General features: G+C 38.8%; 10 protein-coding genes and 1 pseudogene. 7 read left to right on the forward strand and 4 right to left on the reverse strand.

Annotation, left to right across the window (positions count from 1 at the left end; all coding sequences use genetic code 11):
- Positions 1 to 273: 273 nt before the first annotated feature.
- Positions 274 to 7,833 (reverse strand): Ig-like domain-containing protein, encoded by a 7,560-nt coding sequence (locus CCK98_RS30735; RefSeq protein WP_142292213.1) that lies wholly within the window; start codon positions 7,831 to 7,833, stop codon positions 274 to 276.
- 813 nt (positions 7,834 to 8,646) lie between these two features.
- Between CCK98_RS30735 and CCK98_RS30740 the strand changes: the two genes are divergently transcribed.
- From CCK98_RS30740 to CCK98_RS30765, 6 genes are all read left to right on the forward strand, one after another.
- Positions 8,647 to 9,474, forward strand: a complete 828-nt coding sequence (locus tag CCK98_RS30740) for a hypothetical protein (RefSeq protein WP_088090043.1) — start codon at positions 8,647 to 8,649, stop codon at positions 9,472 to 9,474.
- A 435-nt stretch (positions 9,475 to 9,909) separates the two neighbouring features.
- Complete coding sequence (locus CCK98_RS30745; protein WP_088090044.1) at positions 9,910 to 10,500, forward strand: competence protein ComK; 591 nt, start codon at positions 9,910 to 9,912, stop codon at positions 10,498 to 10,500.
- Between the two features lie 18 nt (positions 10,501 to 10,518).
- Complete coding sequence (locus CCK98_RS30750) at positions 10,519 to 10,782, forward strand: helix-turn-helix domain-containing protein (RefSeq protein WP_088090045.1); 264 nt, start codon at positions 10,519 to 10,521, stop codon at positions 10,780 to 10,782.
- 170 nt (positions 10,783 to 10,952) lie between these two features.
- Positions 10,953 to 11,267, forward strand: a complete 315-nt coding sequence (locus CCK98_RS30755; protein WP_088090046.1) for a hypothetical protein — start codon at positions 10,953 to 10,955, stop codon at positions 11,265 to 11,267.
- 209 nt (positions 11,268 to 11,476) lie between these two features.
- Positions 11,477 to 11,710, forward strand: a complete 234-nt coding sequence (locus CCK98_RS30760) for a helix-turn-helix domain-containing protein (protein ID WP_256942502.1) — start codon at positions 11,477 to 11,479, stop codon at positions 11,708 to 11,710.
- 280 nt (positions 11,711 to 11,990) lie between these two features.
- Positions 11,991 to 12,260 carry a helix-turn-helix domain-containing protein gene (locus CCK98_RS30765; RefSeq protein ID WP_218780173.1) on the forward strand — a complete coding sequence of 90 codons (270 nt, stop codon included), beginning with the start codon at positions 11,991 to 11,993 and terminating at the stop codon, positions 12,258 to 12,260.
- Positions 12,261 to 12,777: 517 nt separating this feature from the next.
- On the opposite strand, the gene CCK98_RS30770 is transcribed toward CCK98_RS30765, so the two are convergent.
- The 3 genes and pseudogenes from CCK98_RS30770 to CCK98_RS30780 form a co-directional block, all read right to left on the reverse strand.
- Positions 12,778 to 13,482, reverse strand: coding sequence for a hypothetical protein (locus tag CCK98_RS30770; RefSeq protein WP_088090049.1), 705 nt, complete (start codon positions 13,480 to 13,482; stop codon positions 12,778 to 12,780).
- A gap of 163 nt (positions 13,483 to 13,645) precedes the next feature.
- Positions 13,646 to 14,422: a transposase gene (locus CCK98_RS30775; RefSeq protein WP_088090610.1), complete on the reverse strand. Its 777-nt coding sequence runs from the start codon at positions 14,420 to 14,422 to the stop codon at positions 13,646 to 13,648.
- A 72-nt stretch (positions 14,423 to 14,494) separates the two neighbouring features.
- A pseudogene (locus CCK98_RS30780) lies at positions 14,495 to 16,050 on the reverse strand (YifB family Mg chelatase-like AAA ATPase).
- Between the two features lie 816 nt (positions 16,051 to 16,866).
- Between CCK98_RS30780 and CCK98_RS30785 the strand changes: the two are divergent.
- Complete coding sequence (locus CCK98_RS30785; RefSeq protein ID WP_088090050.1) at positions 16,867 to 18,063, forward strand: hypothetical protein; 1,197 nt, start codon at positions 16,867 to 16,869, stop codon at positions 18,061 to 18,063.
- The last annotated feature ends 56 nt before the right edge of the window (positions 18,064 to 18,119 follow it).

Raw genomic sequence — 18,119 nt, forward strand, 5'->3', positions numbered from 1 at the left:
AAACTTCCATATTTCTATTAAAACTCTGCCTTTTCGAAACTACCCAAACGTTTGATTAAAAGCAGCCTCATCTCCCTCCATTCCTGACTTTCTCTCTGCAAATGCCCGAAAAAAACGTCGAGGGATGTCTTCAAAAATAACTCAATTATAAAGGAACCAAAGTTAGCGACTAAACGAGGATTTTTGCCAAAATTAACATTCAAGTATCCGGGTTTTAACTTTCAATGTAAAAATCCCCTTCACAAAAAGTGAAGAGGATTTCCTTTTAAAATATTATTTAACTTTAACTGTCGCTTCCTTACTAACATTCTTTGCCTTATCAGTTGCTGTCACGGTTAAAACCGTGTTTTTCTTTTGAGCTTTGATTTTCACTTTGAAGTTCCCTTTGGAATCTGTTTTAGCTGTACCAATAACTATTTTATCTACTTTAATCGTAATGGTAGAGTATGCTTCGGCAGTTCCAGTCACTTCTTTTGTTGTGCTTTTCACTGCAGTTTTGATTTTCGGTGCTAATGGGGCGGTTTTGTCAATGACAATCACACTCTTAGCTACACTTACATTTCCAGCTGCATCTTTCGCTGTCACAATTACCTTTATACCTGCTTTTTGAACAGGAATCGTTACCTTATAGTTACCCTTAGCATCCGCTTTGGCGATGTACTTTTTCGTTCCAATTGTTACCGTAACAATCGCTCCTGCTTCAGCTTTACCAGTTACCACTTTTGCTAGGTCTGAGACAGCGGAAACGGTCGGAGTAACCGGTGCCGTTTTATCAAGAACTGTGATACTTTTTGCGACACTCACATTACCCGCTGCATCCTTGGCAGTTACAATTAACTTTGTGCCTGCTTTTTGAGCTGGAATGATCACTTTGAAGTTCCCATTTGTGTCAGCTTTAGCTGCATAAATCTTTGTTCCGATTAAGATCGAAACAGTCGCTCCCGCTTCAGTCTTACCAGTTACTTCCTTTGTCTTGTCTGAAACTGTATTTACTGTTAAAACTGATGGAGCTGTTTTGTCTATAACCTTTATTGTGGCTGCTTCACTTTCATTTCTAGTAGCATCTGTTGCGATGATTACTAATATTGTTCCAGCCTTTTGAACTGGAATGGCCACTTTATATTTACCATCTTGTCCTGCTGTCCCTGTACCGATTACTGTACCATTTACTTTCACTTCGACTTTTGATCCAGCTTCTGCTTGACCAGTAACAGACGTATCTTTGTCGGTTACTTCATTTATCGCAGGCTTTTCTGGCCCGGTTATGTCTCTTACCACTACTGTGGTTGTTTCACTTACATTACCAGCTTTATCAGTAGCAACAATGAATAATTCTGTGCCTGCATTTTGAGCTGGAATAGTAACTTTATATTTACCATCTTCTCCGGCAGTTTCAGTACCAATCACTGTACCATTTACTTTCACTTCGACTTTTGATCCAGCTTCTGCTTGGCCAGTAACAGACGTATCTTTGTCGGTTACTTCATTTACCGCAGGCTTTTCTGGCCCGGTTATGTCTCTTACCACTACTGTGGTTGTTTCACTTACATTACCAGCTTTATCAGTAGCAACAATGAATAATTCTGTGCCTGCATTTTGAGCTGGAATAGTCACTTTATATTGACCATCTTCTCCCGCAGTTTCAGTACCAATCACTGTACCATTTACTTTCACTTCGACTTTTGATCCAGCTTCTGCTTGGCCAGTAACAGACGTATCTTTGTCGGTTACTTCATTTACCGCAGGCTTTTCTGGCCCGGTTACGTCTCTTACCACTACTGTGGTTGTTTCACTTACATTGCCAGCCTTATCCGTTGCAATTATAACTAATTCAGTGCCTGCTTTTTGCGCGGAAATGGTCACTTTGTATTGGGCATCTTCTCCGGCAGTTCCTGTCCCAATCACTGAACCATTTACCTTCACTTCGACTTTTGATCCAGCTTCCGCTTGTCCTGTCAATGTAGTATCCTTGTCGGTCACTTCATTTACTGCAGGCTTTTCTGGGGCTGTTACGTCTCTTACCACTACTGTGGTTGTTTCGCTTTCATTCCCAGTTTTATCTGTAGCAACAATGAATAATTCTGTGCCTGCATTTTGAGCTGGAATAGTCACTTTATATTGACCATCTTCTCCCGCAGTTTCAGTACCAATCACTGTACCATTTACTTTCACTTCGACTTTTGATCCAGCTTCTGCTTGGCCAGTAACAGACGTATCTTTGTCGGTTACTTCATTTACCGCAGGCTTTTCTGGCCCGGTTACGTCTCTTACCACTACTGTGGTTGTTTCACTTACATTGCCAGCCTTATCCGTTGCAATTATAACTAATTCAGTGCCTGCTTTTTGCGCGGAAATGGTCACTTTGTATTGGGCATCTTCTCCGGCAGTTCCTGTCCCAATCACTGAACCATTTACCTTCACTTCGACTTTTGATCCAGCTTCCGCTTGTCCTGTCAATGTAGTATCCTTGTCGGTTACTTCATTTACTGCAGGCTTTTCTGGGGCTGTTACGTCTCTTACCACTACTGTGGTTGTTTCGCTTTCATTCCCAGTTTTATCTGTAGCAACAATGACTAATTTGGTGACTGCCTTTTGCACGGGAATGGTGACTTTATATTGGCCATCTTCTCCGGCCGTTCCCGTACCAATCACCGAACCATTTACCTTCACTTCTACTTTTGATCCAACTTCTGCTTGTCCTGTAACTGTAGTATCCTTGTCGGTTACTTCATTAACTTCAGGCTTTTCTGGGGATGTTACGTCTCTTACCACTATTGTGGTTGTTTCACTTACATTCCCAGCCTTATCCGTTGCAACAATGACTAATTCTGTACCTGCCTTTTGCGAGGATATGGTCACTTTATATTGACCATCTTCTCCGGCTGTACCCGTACCAATCACCGAATCATTTACTTTCACTTCTACTTTTGATCCAGCCTCTGCTTGACCGGTGACTGAAGTATCTTTGTCGGTTACTTCATTTACTACAGCCTTTTCTGGCGCTGTTACGTCTCTTACCACTACTGTGGTTGTTTCACCTACATTGCCAGCTTTATCCGTTGCAACAATGACTAATTCAGTCCCTGCTTTTTGCGCGGAAATGGTCACTTTATATTGACCATCTTCTCCGGCTGTACCCGTACCAATCACCGATTCATTTACTTTCACTTCTACTTTTGATCCAGCCTCCGCTTGGCCTGTAACTGTAGCATCCTTGTCGGTTACTTCATTAACTTCAGGCTTTTCTGGGGATGTTACGTCTCTTACCACTATTGTGGTTGTCTCACTTACATTCCCAGCCTTATCCGTAGCAACAATGACTAATTCAGTCCCTGCTTTTTGCGCGGAAATGGTCACTTTATATTGACCATCTTTTCCGGCTGTACCCGTACCAATCACCGATTCATTTACTTTCACTTCTACTTTTGATCCAGCCTCCGCTTTACCGGTGACTGAAGTATCTTTGTCGGTTACTTCATTTACTACAGCCTTTTCTGGCGCTGTTACGTCTCTTACCACTACTGTGGTTGTTTCACTTACATTGCCAGCTTTATCCGTTGCAACAATGATTAATACGGTTCCCGCCTTTTGCGCGGAAATGGTCACTTTATATTGACCATCTTCTCCGGCAGTTCCTGTACCAATCACGGAGCCATTTACTTTCACTTCTACTTTTGATCCAGCTTCTGCTTGTCCTGTAACTGTCGTATCCTTATCAGTTACTTTATTTACTACAGGCTTTTCTGGGGCTGTTACGTCTTTTACTACTATTGTAGTTGTTTCACTTACATTCCCAACCTTATCCGTATCAATAATGACTAATTCGGTCCCTGCCTTTTGCGCGGAAATGGTCACTTTATATTGACCATCTTCTCCGGTAATTCCAGTACCAATCACCGAACCATTTACCTTCACTTCTACTTTTGATCCAGCTTCCGCTTGTCCAATAACAGAAGTATCTTTGTCGGTTACTTCATTTACTACAGGCTTTTCCGGGGCGGTTACATCTCTTACCACTACTGTGGTTGTTTCACTTACATTGCCAGCCTTATCCGTTGCAATAATGACTAATTCTGTGCCTGCCTTTTGTACGGGAATGTTCACTTTATATTGACCATCTTCTCCAGCAGTTCCAGTACCAATCACAGATTCATTAACTTTCACTTCAACTTTGGAACCAGCTTCTGCTTTACCTGTTACAGTAGTTTCTTTGTCGGTTACCTCGTTTACTACTGGTTTTTCTGGTACAGTTACGTCTTTTACTACGACTGCGGTTGACTCACTTACGTTTCCTGCATTATCTGTAGCGATAATTATCAGTTCTGTTCCGGCTACTTGAACTGGAACAGTCAAAATAAACCTGCCGTCTTCTCCCACTGTTCCCGACTCTACTACCGAACCTTTTACTCTCAATTCAACTTTCGATCCTGGTTCTGCTTCCCCTGTAACTTTAGTATCTTTATCTGTTACTTCATTGACCGCAGGTTTTGCCGGGGCTGTTGCGTCTTGAAATACTATTTTAGCTGCTTCACTTTTATTTCCTGCTTGATCGGTTGCGGTAATAACTAATTCTGTCCCTGCTTTTTGGGCTGGGATGGTCAAAGCAAACTTGCCGTCTTCTCCCACTGTTCCCGACTCAACTACTGAACCATTTATTTTGGCTTCAATTTTAGATTCTGGCTCTGCTTCTCCAGTAACCGAAGTATTTTTATCGGTTACTTCATTGACGACAGGTTTTGCCGGGGCTGTTGCGTCTATAACTACAACCTTAGCTGCATCACTTATATTTCCATCTTCATCTGTGGCTATAATGACTAATTCAGTCCCTGCTTTCTGAACAGGAATGGTCACTGTAAATTTCCCATCTTCTCCCGTTACGCCTGTACTTACAGCTTCATTTATCTTCACATCTACTTTTGACCCAGTCTCTGCAGATCCAGTAACTGAAGTATCTTGATCCGTTACTACATTTACCACAGGTTTTGCCGGTGCTGTAGTATCTTTAACCACTACTTTAACTGTGTCGCTTACATTTCCAGCTTGATCGATTGAGATAATCACTAATTCTGTACCAGCTTTCTGGGTTGGAATGGTCACTGTAAACTTGCCATCTTCTCCCGCTGTTCCTGTTCCTACTACAGAATCATTTACCTTCACTTCCACTTTTGACCCAGCCTCTGCTTTTCCACTAACAGCAGGATCTTTATCCGTTACAGCATTTACTTCAGGTTTTGCCGGAGCGGTTGCGTCTTTAACGACAATATTAATTGCTTCACTTACATTGCCTGCTTTATCTGTTGCAGTAATCGATAGCTCAGTCCCGACTGGCTGAACAGGTATAACAATGGTAAATTCTCCATTTAGGTTCGTTGTCCCAGTACCAATCGATTCTCCATTTTTGGTCACTTTTACAACTGATCCAGCCTCCGCCTTACCAGTCACACGATTCGACTGATCTGTTACAGTCGAAACTTCAGGCTTCGCAGGGGCAGTTCCATCCAGAACGGTTACAACTGTTGGCTCAGATGTATTTCCGCTCTCATCTGCAACGTAAATACTCAACTTAGTGCCAGCAGATTGATAATAAACAGGAACACTAAAGGCTCCATAAACATTTGTAGTAGCTTCCCCTACGTAATATCCATTTTTATAGACATACACCGTTGATCTAGGTTCTGCGTAACCCGTAGCATAATAGTCGTAATCATACACAGCATAAATATCTGCCTTTGTAGGAGGTGTCACATCTCTAACAACGACACTCGTAGCTGAACTTGTATTTCCATTTAAATCAGTAGCTGTAACCAGAATTTCCGTTTTAGCCGCTTGTTTAGGAATACTCATTTGATAATATCCATTCCAATCGGCAGATGCCGAACCGATGACCACTCCATTTACGGAAGCTGAAACGGTAGATCCTGCTTCGGCACTACCAGAGACCACCGTCGAATTTTCATCAACACTATCTACACTTGGAGGATTCGGCGGATAAATATCCTTTTCTTTCACATTGAAATTTGCACCTGATAGATCTTCACCCCACGAATAGGCAAAGTTACTCCATACATAAGTTGAATTCCCATAAATATCATTTACCCAGACAAACTGCGTGTTCCAATTCCCGATTGCGTTAGTCGTTGCATATCCAGGAATTTCCGCTTCATATAAGTTATCATGCGAATGACTTAAAATCGCAGTATAGCTATTTCCATCAGGTTTCAAGTAAGTAACCTTAACCTCCGCTACTCCTGAAGCATCCTCCACTTCGGCAGCTACTCGTAAACTGTCTCCGTTTGTAATTTCTTTCTTATCAACCGAAATCCATTTTACTTCAGGTGCATTTGCCTCTGGAATAACAGTAAAGTCCCCTTCACCTAAGTCTCCGGTACGATACCAGCTATAATCATAGATGGATGTGTAATTATTTTTATTATCAGCGAGGCTGAGGGATACCAGTTCAAACTTGCCGAGCCCGTTACTTCCGGATGTAAAAGAGGAAGGAATCGTATATTGGTATTGATTGTTTCCGATACTTTGAGCCGTAAAAGTAATATAACTATTATTTGGCTGTAAATATTCAAGTGAAACACTATTAATTCCGCTTAAGTCGTCCACTGCATCTACCGTAACAGTAACCGTTCCTCCTGACAGTATTCTTGTTTGGTTTACTGAAAACTTGTTGATTACTGGACCAGTTGTATCGGTATAGGTGATAAAATCTCCTCCATCCAAATCTCCGGTACGATAGTAGCTATAATCATAAATCGTTGTGGAATTATTTTTAGTATCCTGGAGGGTGAGCGAAGCTAGTTCAAACTTGCCGACCCCATAACTACCCGATGTGAAAGAGGAAGGAACCGTATATTGATATTTGTTTTTGCCAGTCAATTGTGCCGTAAAACTTATGTAATTATTATTGGGAAGGAGATATTCGAGCGAAATATTCTTAATATCGTTCAGATCATCTTCCGCATTTACCGTAACTGTAACCGTTCCACCCGGTTCTAACTTGGTTTTATCCACGGATACATTATTCAAAACTGGACCAGTTGTATCCGTACTAGTTGTAAAATCCCCTCCATCTAATGCTCCCGTTCGATTGTAGCTGTAATCATAGATTGATGTGGAGTTATTTTTATAATCTTGGAGGGTGAGGGACACTAGTTCAAACTTCCCAACCCCGTAACTTCCCGATGTTAAGGAGGAAGGAACAGTATATTGGTATTGGTTGAGTCCAATACTATAGGCAGTAAAACTCATATAACTATTATTAGGGAGCATATATTCAAGCGAAATATTCTTAATTCCACTCAGATCATCTTCCGCACCTACAGTCACAGTAACCGTTCCACCTGTTCCGATTTTGGTCTTATCGATGATGACTTTGTTAAAAACAGGACTTTTTGTATCAGAAAAAAATACTTTGAAATTGCCTCCATTCAATTCATAGCTTCCGCCAAAATCATTATCTTCCAACACCTTAAATGACCCGTCCCGATAATTAACCAATAATGAAGTTGCTGTCCAATTTCCTTCGGTAGAAACATAAGGTTCTACATATCCTTCAAACACGCCTTCATTATTCATATACAGGGATTTCTGTGATTGATAACCATCCGGCCTAAGATAATTGACTTGTATATCTTTTACCAGAGCGTTATCTACCAAACTAACAGTAACCGTCTGGAGATTTGGACTTAGGATATTCGCTTTTGCAACCTTGATATAGTTAATCCCACCAGTAGTGTCTGCAGCAGCATGAATCCCCCCTAAGCTAGTAAATAAAACATAAAAAACTACTAAAAATAAACCAAAACCCTTTCTTTTCATCATCTGTCCTCCATAGCGGTTGCAAGTAATAGTTACACCGACTAAATTATGTAAATTATATTATTAGTATAATTCAAGCTACTATTATTTGAAACAACTAATTCCCAACTTTCGACCTACTTCTACATTCCAGATAGGTTAAATTCGACAAAATTCCATATAAGCTATATTAATCAAACGTTTGGTTAAAACAGCTATAAGTACCGGTGTATAACAATTCTCCCTGCAAACCTAGAATGAAGATTGTCGAGAACCGCAAGAATATTCACCAGGAAATACCCCGCATTTCCACAAAATACACCAGGTTTCTTATGCCTCCTTCATTTGATAAATTCTCCATCTTTTCCCCACTACACAAACGATTGGTTAAAACTTGCCTCAGTACCCACCATGACTAGACTTATCGCTTCAAATACTTGAAAAGAATGTGATTGCTGCCTCCAACCATGCCTTTTTGAAAAAGGGAACCCAGGTGGGCATCTGAATTAGGATTGCCCCCATTCAAATATGCGGCCTTTTACTGAGTGTCCTCTAGTAAACCTAGTTAACATTATTAATATAGAAGGTTTTCAAAATCAGGTACCACACCCCTTCCGGGGTTAAAAATGCAAAATGATATGAAAACTAACTAAAAATGCAAAAAATGGCTTCAAAAATCACTTTTGACCCCCTTTTTGATGCGTTTCGTTACAAAGACGGCTCCAAAAGTGAATTTTGGTCGTTCGATTTACGTAGCCAAACCCGATATCGTAGAGGTGCTGGAATCGTTAACTTGAGCGATTGAAAGCATTAAAATGCGGTGGAAGGGTGTATGAAATGGTTGGTTTAAAATCTGGCAATATTGAAGGATTCGAGCAGTTTTCACAATTTAGTTCGCTACAGGAATTGAATACCCATATCGAGATGTGGTTAGCGGTACACAAGCATGATTTTTCAAAAGGAGCACTAGTTGGATTGAAGCGGCTGGTTCGTTTTTCTGCCAAATTACCTGGCGTTTGCAATGCGAAAATAGGGACCATTTTAAAAGCGATTCATCAAGAATACAGCGATCATGGAATCTCACGCTCTACCTTTAAACGGATGATTCAAAAAGCAAAGGACTTGGGAATTCTAACGGTTTATGAGACAGAAAGAAAAAATGGTTCGCAGTCTAGTAACTTGTATTCGTTTAATCGCTTTCCTTCAAATGAACTACCTAAAGAGGAAATCTTGAACCACCCTAAAGAAACTAATAATCTTTTAAAAACTGAAAAAGATCAAAAGATAAAAGAACGTAAAGAAGAACCGTCCGAATTAGATCATACCTATGTAAGCGACCGAGTTCCACAGCCTTTTGTTCAGCTGGTAAAATGCTTCTTTCCTGAAGCAAAGATCATCGAGGAGTATTGGAAAATCGTGGAAATCACTGCCTATCAGCACCATTGGGAAAATGATCCCGAACTAATCCTAGATGTGGCCATCCAATCCTTTAAGCAGCTCATCCGGAAGCTGAAGTTCAACAGCAACATCAAGAACCCATTCGGCTATTTTTATGGAATCTTAGATCATAAGTTTTTAATACTTTATCATGAAGCACTCGAAGAGAAGTTTGATTTTAATGATGAGGAAATTGTGTTTGGTCTGGGTTTGAATCTGAATCATTAACAGTTTAGTAACAAATTCTGCGGTTTTGGTGAAGATATAATGTAGTGTGGTTTCACTATTATATTTACAGCTCTAAGGACTAGTCACATTCCTGACCGCGACAGGCACTTTAATTCTGTCACCTGATTGTCACAAAAATAGGCGAATTTTGGCGAATCCACGCACTATAGTCCGTGGTAATAAAGTCCCGATTACTATTTAATAAAGATGAGGGGCAAGGATTAACATATTTTCAAAATAATCTCGTAAAAGAAAATAAGTTAAACAATATTACCTGCTAAGTGAGAAAGCTACCCGCAAGCTGCCAAAGTAGTTAGAGACTTTCCATACATATAATGGGCTCACCCTTCCTTTCCAACAGGCAGTATATAACAGTTATAGTAGTAGGTAAGCCTTTACACAAATCAATCGGATTTAAAGAGGAGGAAGACTATTATGCAAAAAAACTATTATGTTGAAAAGAAAATGATCTTAATGATGGGAGAATATGACCATTATGGCAAGCAGTGTGCACGAGTCATGGCAGGAAAATCATCTTTTCTAGTCGATCGAACACCGTTACAACTTTTAGACGACACCTTAACATACATAGGATTTGATTTAAGGGGAGCAATGGCAAGTGCCAAACTGATTCTTGGCGAACGGGCATGGTGTCCTATCATCGTTAATCCTTACCTTGGTATTTGCCTGTTTCCAAACAAATCACCTTATAATGCGGATTGTATTTGGTTTAATCCCGAACATATTGTGAGAACAAAAGCCCTGAGAAATAAGACTGAGGTCGAATTAAGTAACGGTCTTTCCATTATCGTTGACTCAAAATTAACTTTCTTTAACAATAGGATTCACAAAGCCAATCAATTGATGCAGATATCTATGGAAAGAGGAAATCATCCAGGTCCGATCCTTTTTTGCCTCGAACCCAAAAAAAGACATCAAATAACCAAAGAGAAAACAGGAAAATACAATTTTAGTAACTTAGCAGATAGTCAAAAAATAAAAGAGTCAATCGGATCGATCGATTGATAAAAAGGGAGTAACTCTTTGGATACTTATACATATGCTCACTTTGGAATTGTATTAAGGAAATTAAGGAATGCGCAGCAGCTTTCCCAAGAAGCGTTGGCAGACCGCTGCAGTCGGCACACGTCCTATATCAGCTTACTGGAAAGAAATTGTAAAAACCCTAGCCTAGATACTATCGTTGCTCTTGCTCACGGATTGGATATGAGAGCTTCTGATATGTTAAAGGAAATAGAACAACATCCTGAGAATGGCAGGTTTATCAGGACCATAAATAATAGGTGAACAATAGAAGTTGAGGAGGATTTTACGGTTACATACAATATCGCTATAAATGATAGTCCGAGCTACCATTGCACCTAGAATGTTTCCAAAAAGGTACGATTTGTGATTTGGTATTGAAAGATAAACAAGAAAGCATACAATGAACCTAAAAGGAGTAAGGTGGGATTTAATTGGTTTCTATTTTTGAGAATATTGTTTTTCCAAATGAAGTAATAAAAGGTAAGCAAATCGAAAATCTCATCGTTAGCCCGCTCGACAACCGCATTGCCGTTGCTGCGTTATCTAGCAATTTGAAGAACAAACACCTATTGAGACTGTACCAGTTGATACGGGAAGATGATCAGCAATACTATCCGACACATGAAATTGGGGCATTTACGTTTCACTCAAAGAAAGAGCTAAAGGACTTTTTGAATCGGTTACCTGAAATGTCAGCCATAGAAATACTGATGCTCATGAACCCACAACCATCTTTATCTCGTTAGGCAAAAAAGTAAGAGCATTCGTGCTTTTACTTTTTTATTTCTACCTATAAACATATCAATCTTCGACAAATCCCGAGGCGTGACAGGCACCGGGATTTTTTGTTTATTGTTATTATACAATAATTTTTATCCAAAGAAACTTTAGTAGATTGTAATACATGGTAAAAAGGGATATCTCATTATTTAATAGATTAAAAAGGAGAATTTCTTTGAAAAATCAAAAGATTCCTGTTGGTAGTGTACTAAAAAGATTGAGAAAGACGAGGAAGCTTTCTCAAGAGGAACTAGGTTTCCTCAGCTCGATAGATCGAACCTTTATGAGCAACCTAGAAAGAGATATTCAAGAACCAGGTCTAGGCACCATCTTCTCTATTGCCGATGCTCTTAATATGAAGGCTTATGAATTAATTAAAGAAATTGAAGAAAATCTCGAAATCGATTGATTTTCAAAACTCTCGACGATCATTACTTCCTAGTAGAGACTACCCACTTTCTGCTAAATTTATAGAAAACGAGATTATATGGATTCCGTTAAAAAGGAGTATCTAGTTATCCTAATTCGATCCCTTTATAACACTCTTTTCAGGATCAAGCTGCACCTTAAACAGATATCTTGATTTTGGATATTAACAAAAGTTTTTCACATAGTCAACTTTTAGATAGTATACTGCGTGGTTCAATCAATTTCCTCATTATCTAATGTAGTAAAAAGGAGAAATTTCCTTGAAAGATAATGAGAAATTGACGTTTGGAAAATTAATAGGCAGATTAAGGCGTTCAAAACAGCTTAGTCAAGAGGAATTAGCCTATCGAAGTAACATACATACAAAAACCTTAAGTGACATAGAAAGAGATGTGTATTATCCGGGTGTAGAAATATTTGTAAGAATTGCTAAAAAGCTTGATATATCACCTATTGAGCTTTTTCTATTAATTAAAGAAAAAGGGATACTTGCGGATATGGAGAAAGGCACCAATGATGATCATGATTAATTAGTTATTTAGGATATGAAAGAATGTATATCAGAAAAAATGTACGTAATTTATCAAATGTACCGTAGAGTAGCAGACAATAAAAATCGTAAAGTTAATGTAATCATAAATTTGCAAAGGTCATAAAAATCTGAAGCAGAGAATTCTAATACCTTCCAAAACGGAGAGGGTCATTGGGTCATTGCAGGCTGTGTTACATAGTGACGGTTCTCGGTTCATATGAGGTTAGTTCCGACCACATGAACCGTCACCATGGGCTTCTCTTATTGTTTAACTATGAACCCCATGGTCTTAACTTGTATTGGTTATTCAATAGAGTTAGCAATATCTACTAATACATCTGGGCTAACCTTGTTAGACACTTTTTATCAATTCCGAGCATATATTGCCAGATATCTTTTTCAAAAACAATGGTTTGCCTAAATTCTACTCTTGTCCTTTCATTATTTACCGTGGAAAAGCTAGGACAATATAACAAAATCAGACAGCTATATTTTGCTGTCCGTCCTTATATGAATCAAAAAGTATACACTAAGTTATCATTGATATATAGACCAATTTTGCCTGTATCCCAGCTATTGTATATCATTACATTTTCTATAGATATATATTGATATTCTTCTATAACAGTTCCATCTTTTGTTATGGTCACAGTATTTTTAGATTTATCCCAATATACATAGTTTCCTTTAAAATAACATAAATCTCCATAATAATTATCAGCTACACCTAAGAGTAAACCGGTTCCACTTGTGAAAGTATCTTCTGTTATAGCTAATATTAGTGGAATACTACTTGTCAGACTTTCAGCTGTATTATTAATAATATTTAGGGTAATATAATTTCCAGCCGGATCATACCATAATTTAACTGTTGAATCTGAAGCTGAACCACTGGCAATATCCAAGCCATTTTTGGTTACAGAATAGCCGTCTTCATTCAATTTAATTATGTAGTTTTCAAAATTAACTGTTTGGTTTTCCTGAATAGTTCTCTTGCTAGTGATAATATCTTCCGCTGTGTATGTAACTGGTTGTTCTACTGGCTCTTGTGAAATTTTTCCCTTTTTTATTAATCCATAATGATTGCCATTACCTTCAGTCCATCCATAATGGTTACCAGTATTACTTTGATTGCTTTTAGCCAATGCTCGATTGTTCATAGGCGTAACAATCAGTGAAGCAGCAACTACCACACCTACTACGACTAATCCCTTTCCCACTTTAATCCCCCCCTTTATTGATATGTATTTACCAAGTTATTTTATCATAAAAAACACTTTATAAAGGGGAATATAATTCCCTTTCAAAAGTTCACTGTATCCACAGGGACGGTTCTCATGGTTTTTAATGGGGTTAGTACTGACTACAAGAGTTGTCTACTGGTCACGCTTTAGTTATAAGGGTTCGTGAAACGCCTAAGATTCTTGCTGTTTGGCGTTGTGACAGGCCTTGGATTCCTTTTGTTTTTTTGAGAATTTCACTTCTTTTTAGTTTTGGTAAACTCTTAACTTGGGCGATTTCAATTCCATTCAGCAGCTTTTTAATCAATACCCTAGCTTCCTCATCTGTTAATCTTCTTTCATTGATGAGGTCATCTAGACATTGGTCCTGATTGACCCTTTCATTAAATTCTTTAAATCTCTCTCTGGCTAGAATGTTATCCTCCGAAAACATTCCCAAAATGAATTCAGGGTCCAGCAGTTTCCTTAACTCATCGTGAGTACCGTAATATTGCCGGCAGCTGCTCCATCTCCACTCATCCACCTGTTTGACGATTCTTGCTTTAAGTGGATTTTGGTGGATGTATCTAACCAGGGTTAATAAGTACTGATCATTTTCTACATTCTCACTCTTAAACCTATCCTGAAAAAGATGCCCTGATGTTCCGTACTTCCAGTTATAGTACATGACAAAACTAACACCTATTCTTTTCATTGTAGTCGATATATCTTCATTGCCCTCTCTTAATAGCAGGTGTACATGATTACTCATCAAACACCAACCGTAAATCTTCACCTTAGTTTTCAACTTATATTTATGTAATAAATCAAGAAAGTTCAAGCAATCCGCATCATCGTGGAAGATTTCTTGTCTATTGGCACCTCTTAGCATAATATGGTAGATTCCGCTCCCGCTTTTCACTCTGGCTCTTCGAGGCATCTTACTCGCCACAGGAAAGCATCGGCCTATTCTTTTGCTTTATTCCCCTAAAAGAGCAAGCAAACACTCTGCTCACTGATAGTTCCATTCACTCTTCTCCCCTGCCTTTGTTTCACGAGGCGCCATTTCTTTTGGCTTATCTATTTTCCTTAATTGTATAGCCTCCCTAAGAGCCTCATCCGATATTGATTTTTCTCCATTTAAGTCAGCAATCGTTCTTGCTATGCGGATAATCTTAATTTGCACACGGTTACTAAGTCCTTGCTTGATTGACATACTTTGTAGTAATTGCTGCTGTCTGCTTGTTAAAGGTGATTCACCAATCAGCTTTTCAAATGGGACACTTCCATTACAAATCTCTTTACCGTACCGTTTATATTGTGTTTCTCTAGCAGCGATAACCCGCTTTTGTACTTCACCTGATGATTCAATTCCTTTGAAATCGTGATCCTTCAGATTAACTGGCTTTAAAGATAGCAGAATATCTATTCTATCTAAGATAGGGCCTGAGACGCGATTTTGATACGATTTAATTTGATTTTCAGAACAGGTACAATATTGCTGACTGGAACCAAAATAACCGCAAGGACAGGGGTTCATGGCAGCGATAAAAATAAACTTTGCTGGATACGTCACTGTAGAATGGACACGACTGATCGTTACCTTCTCATTTTCTAAGGGCTGCCTAAGCATATCTAATGTTTTCTTTGAAAATTCCCCTAATTCATCTAGAAAAAGAACACCGCGATGGGCTAACGACACTTCACCAGGTTTCGGATTGGTACCACCACCGATAATCGAAACAGATTAAGCAGAATGATGTGGATGACGATATGAAGGTAAGGACAGTGAATGATAGGGAGCACCAGCTAGTTGGTAGAGACTTATTTTCTCCAACTGAGCTTCTTTGGATAAGGAAAGGAGGATCGAGGGGAAGGTTTCAGCTAGTAAACTCTTACCGCATCCCGGTGGTCCGTCCATCAAAACATAGTGTTCACCACTTGCAGCAATTTCTAGTGCTCTTTTTGCAATTTCATGGCCTATAATCTGGTTAAAATCCCTTTCTACCACCATGTGATCTTCCAGCAGTTCAATTGGTTGAAGAAGAGGAAGCATCGGCCTGCCCGCTAAATGGTCCATGACATCTTGAAGCGTCTCTATGTAAACTAGCTCTAAATCAGTCAATTCAATTTTAGGGATGGTTGGGTCAAAGGGGAGAAAAAGCTTTTTTAACTTCAGTTTTTTCGCTGCTAGGATAGCTGCAATCATTCCTTCCACCGGAAGTATTGTTCCGTCTAATGATATAGCTCCAATAAAACCAGTATCGTTAGGAATTTTCTCCTCTACAAACTTCCCACTTATTAATACTCCAATAGCAATCGCTAGATCAAATAATGGACCATTTTCTTTTGTTCGGCAGGCGATAGATTAATGGTTACTTTCATATCTACTAAAGAATTCCCCATACTATGCAGGGCAGCTGCAACCCGTTCCTTTGATTCTTTTACCGACGCATCAGGGAGCCCGACAATCACAATGGATTCAATTCCCTCTTTCACCTGAACCTCCACTTGGACACGATATCCCTCCAAGCCCTTTAGTCCAATGCTTGTAACTTTTACTGACATGTTTAAAGTCCCTCCTCGAATATTTGGTGGATATTTTCTATTTCTCAAAATGGAGATTATGAATAGTTACTAGGATACAAAGGTGAAGTATTCAAGAGTAGTTGTATCATGGGGTCAAGTGGTGAAAAACTTTGAATAAAGGATTGGATAGGGTAGTAAGGTTGAAATGGGATGAAACAGATAGATGATAGATTTCCATTGGTGGATAAACACACGAGGGGATCTTTAGTGGAAGGAAAGGAGTAAACTATTTCTATCAAACCTATCATACACTAATTTTCAAAATACTTCATTCAATTTTTGCTTGTACCCTGCTTAAAAAATCAGGATAAAGCCAGGAGAACCGTCCCCATGGTCTTCCACAAACTCAAAACCAGGACACCTTTCGTCAACTTGAAGGTACAAAATTAATGTTTTGGAACAACAGTATTGATTTGCAAGAAGTTGTGAATTGGGTGGAAGAAATGAGTAAGGTTGTAATACAAAACAACCGTGAGAGATTCTAAAAGTAATCTCACTAACGGAGGGTTTCCTTTAAGATCAAGCTGCCATAATTGGTGGCTTTTTGCATTTGTTTAAATAATAATATCTCACATAAAAAGGTCGTATGTTACACATTTGGCACAAAAAGCGAAGCAAACAGACCTGACTACAACCAACACTAATCTAACTACAGCAAAGAATAGAAAACGAAATGATGTTAGGCGAGTTTCACCATAAAATAGAAAAAAGTATTCCTTACCATCAGGTTTTACATGGCAAACTGCATCCATTTCCATTTTTACAGATGGTTTAAACTTTTTTACCAATTTTGATTTGTCAACATTTCAAAACACAGGTGGGAAAAATGTTTATGTTAGTCCTACAGGTCTTAGTGCAAACGATGGTTTAAGTGAGTCTACACCTTGTCAAAGTTTATTAAAAGCGTACCAAATTGCTGCGAACAATGACACCATTATTATGTTAGATGGTTTGTATTATCGAGGTGCAAGTTGGCAAAATCAGCGCATTCAAAAAAACTTGAATATTAAAGCGAAAAACAAAGGTAAGGTAAAGGTTATTTATGGAGATGTTCTTACCTATACGAAAACAGCAGGTGCAACAAATGTTTACCAAGTTGCTAGGTCTAGCGTTTCGAAAGTTGTTGACATAAGTTTTGATGATATTGGTACTGAATATTTAGTTGCTACATCTATTGCTGATTGTGATGCGAAAGAGGGGAGTTGGTATACGGATGGAACAACCCTTTACGTCCACGCTATCGGGCACGGCTCGCCTGATAATAATAAGGTATTTGCGTTATTGAAAGGTGAACATTTTTGGGCAAATAGTGATACTCAAGCCGTTTCTTTATATTTAGAGGGTTTTACCATCTACGGAGGATTTACAGGGAACCTTACTGTTGATGAAACCAATAATCCTATATCTGTTTATGCGAAATCCATGATTTTTCTTTATGGCTCAGCAGACAGTGGGAAAGCAGATGCTGTAAATATTAGCGGTGCAACCTATGCATTTTTTCAAGACTGCATAGCAGCTTATTCAGATAAAGACGGTTTCAACTACACTGCCTATAATGACGCAGGTGTTTTAAAAGATAAACCTAAATTCATTGAAGTTAATTGTCAAGGTTTCAGTAACGGTTTGTTAAATCGGATTGCAGGATCAGAAAATACAAACAATGGTTCGACAGCACATGAAGGTGCTGTAGGAATAAGAATTAACGGAAAGTATTTTAATAATATGGGAAGTAATGTTTGTGATGTTCAAGTTGGGACTCGAAGTGTAAATTTAGGATGCATGGCTTTTGATAGTGCGTGTACTTTGGATAGTTCTTTTGCTACTGACTTTTGCACACAACAATCAGGTGCGGAAATGTGGTTAGATGGTTGTGTATCTTTTGGCAGTAGATACAATATTTATCCCACATCAGGAACAACAATGCACGTTTACAATACGGAGTTTGACACTATGCAAGGTGGAGGAACTTTAGATCTTATTAATCAGTTATAATAATAGGATAATTATACTAAATTAAATTGACATATTTCCCTCTTTTATCTTAAAGT

Origin of the sequence: Bacillus sp. OV166, assembly GCF_900177675.1 — a bacterium.
GTDB lineage: Bacteria > Bacillota > Bacilli > Bacillales > Cytobacillaceae > Neobacillus.

Excerpts from the sequence above, each read along its gene's own strand:
- CCK98_RS30735 (WP_142292213.1), bottom strand. The coding sequence starts at position 7,833 with ATGATGAAAAGAAAGGGTTTTGGTTTATTTTTAGTAGTTTTTTATGTT.
- CCK98_RS30740 (WP_088090043.1), top strand. The coding sequence starts at position 8,647 with ATGGTTGGTTTAAAATCTGGCAATATTGAAGGATTCGAGCAGTTTTCA.
- CCK98_RS30775 (WP_088090610.1), bottom strand. The coding sequence starts at position 14,422 with ATGCCTCGAAGAGCCAGAGTGAAAAGCGGGAGCGGAATCTACCATATT.
- CCK98_RS30745 (WP_088090044.1), top strand. The coding sequence starts at position 9,910 with ATGCAAAAAAACTATTATGTTGAAAAGAAAATGATCTTAATGATGGGA.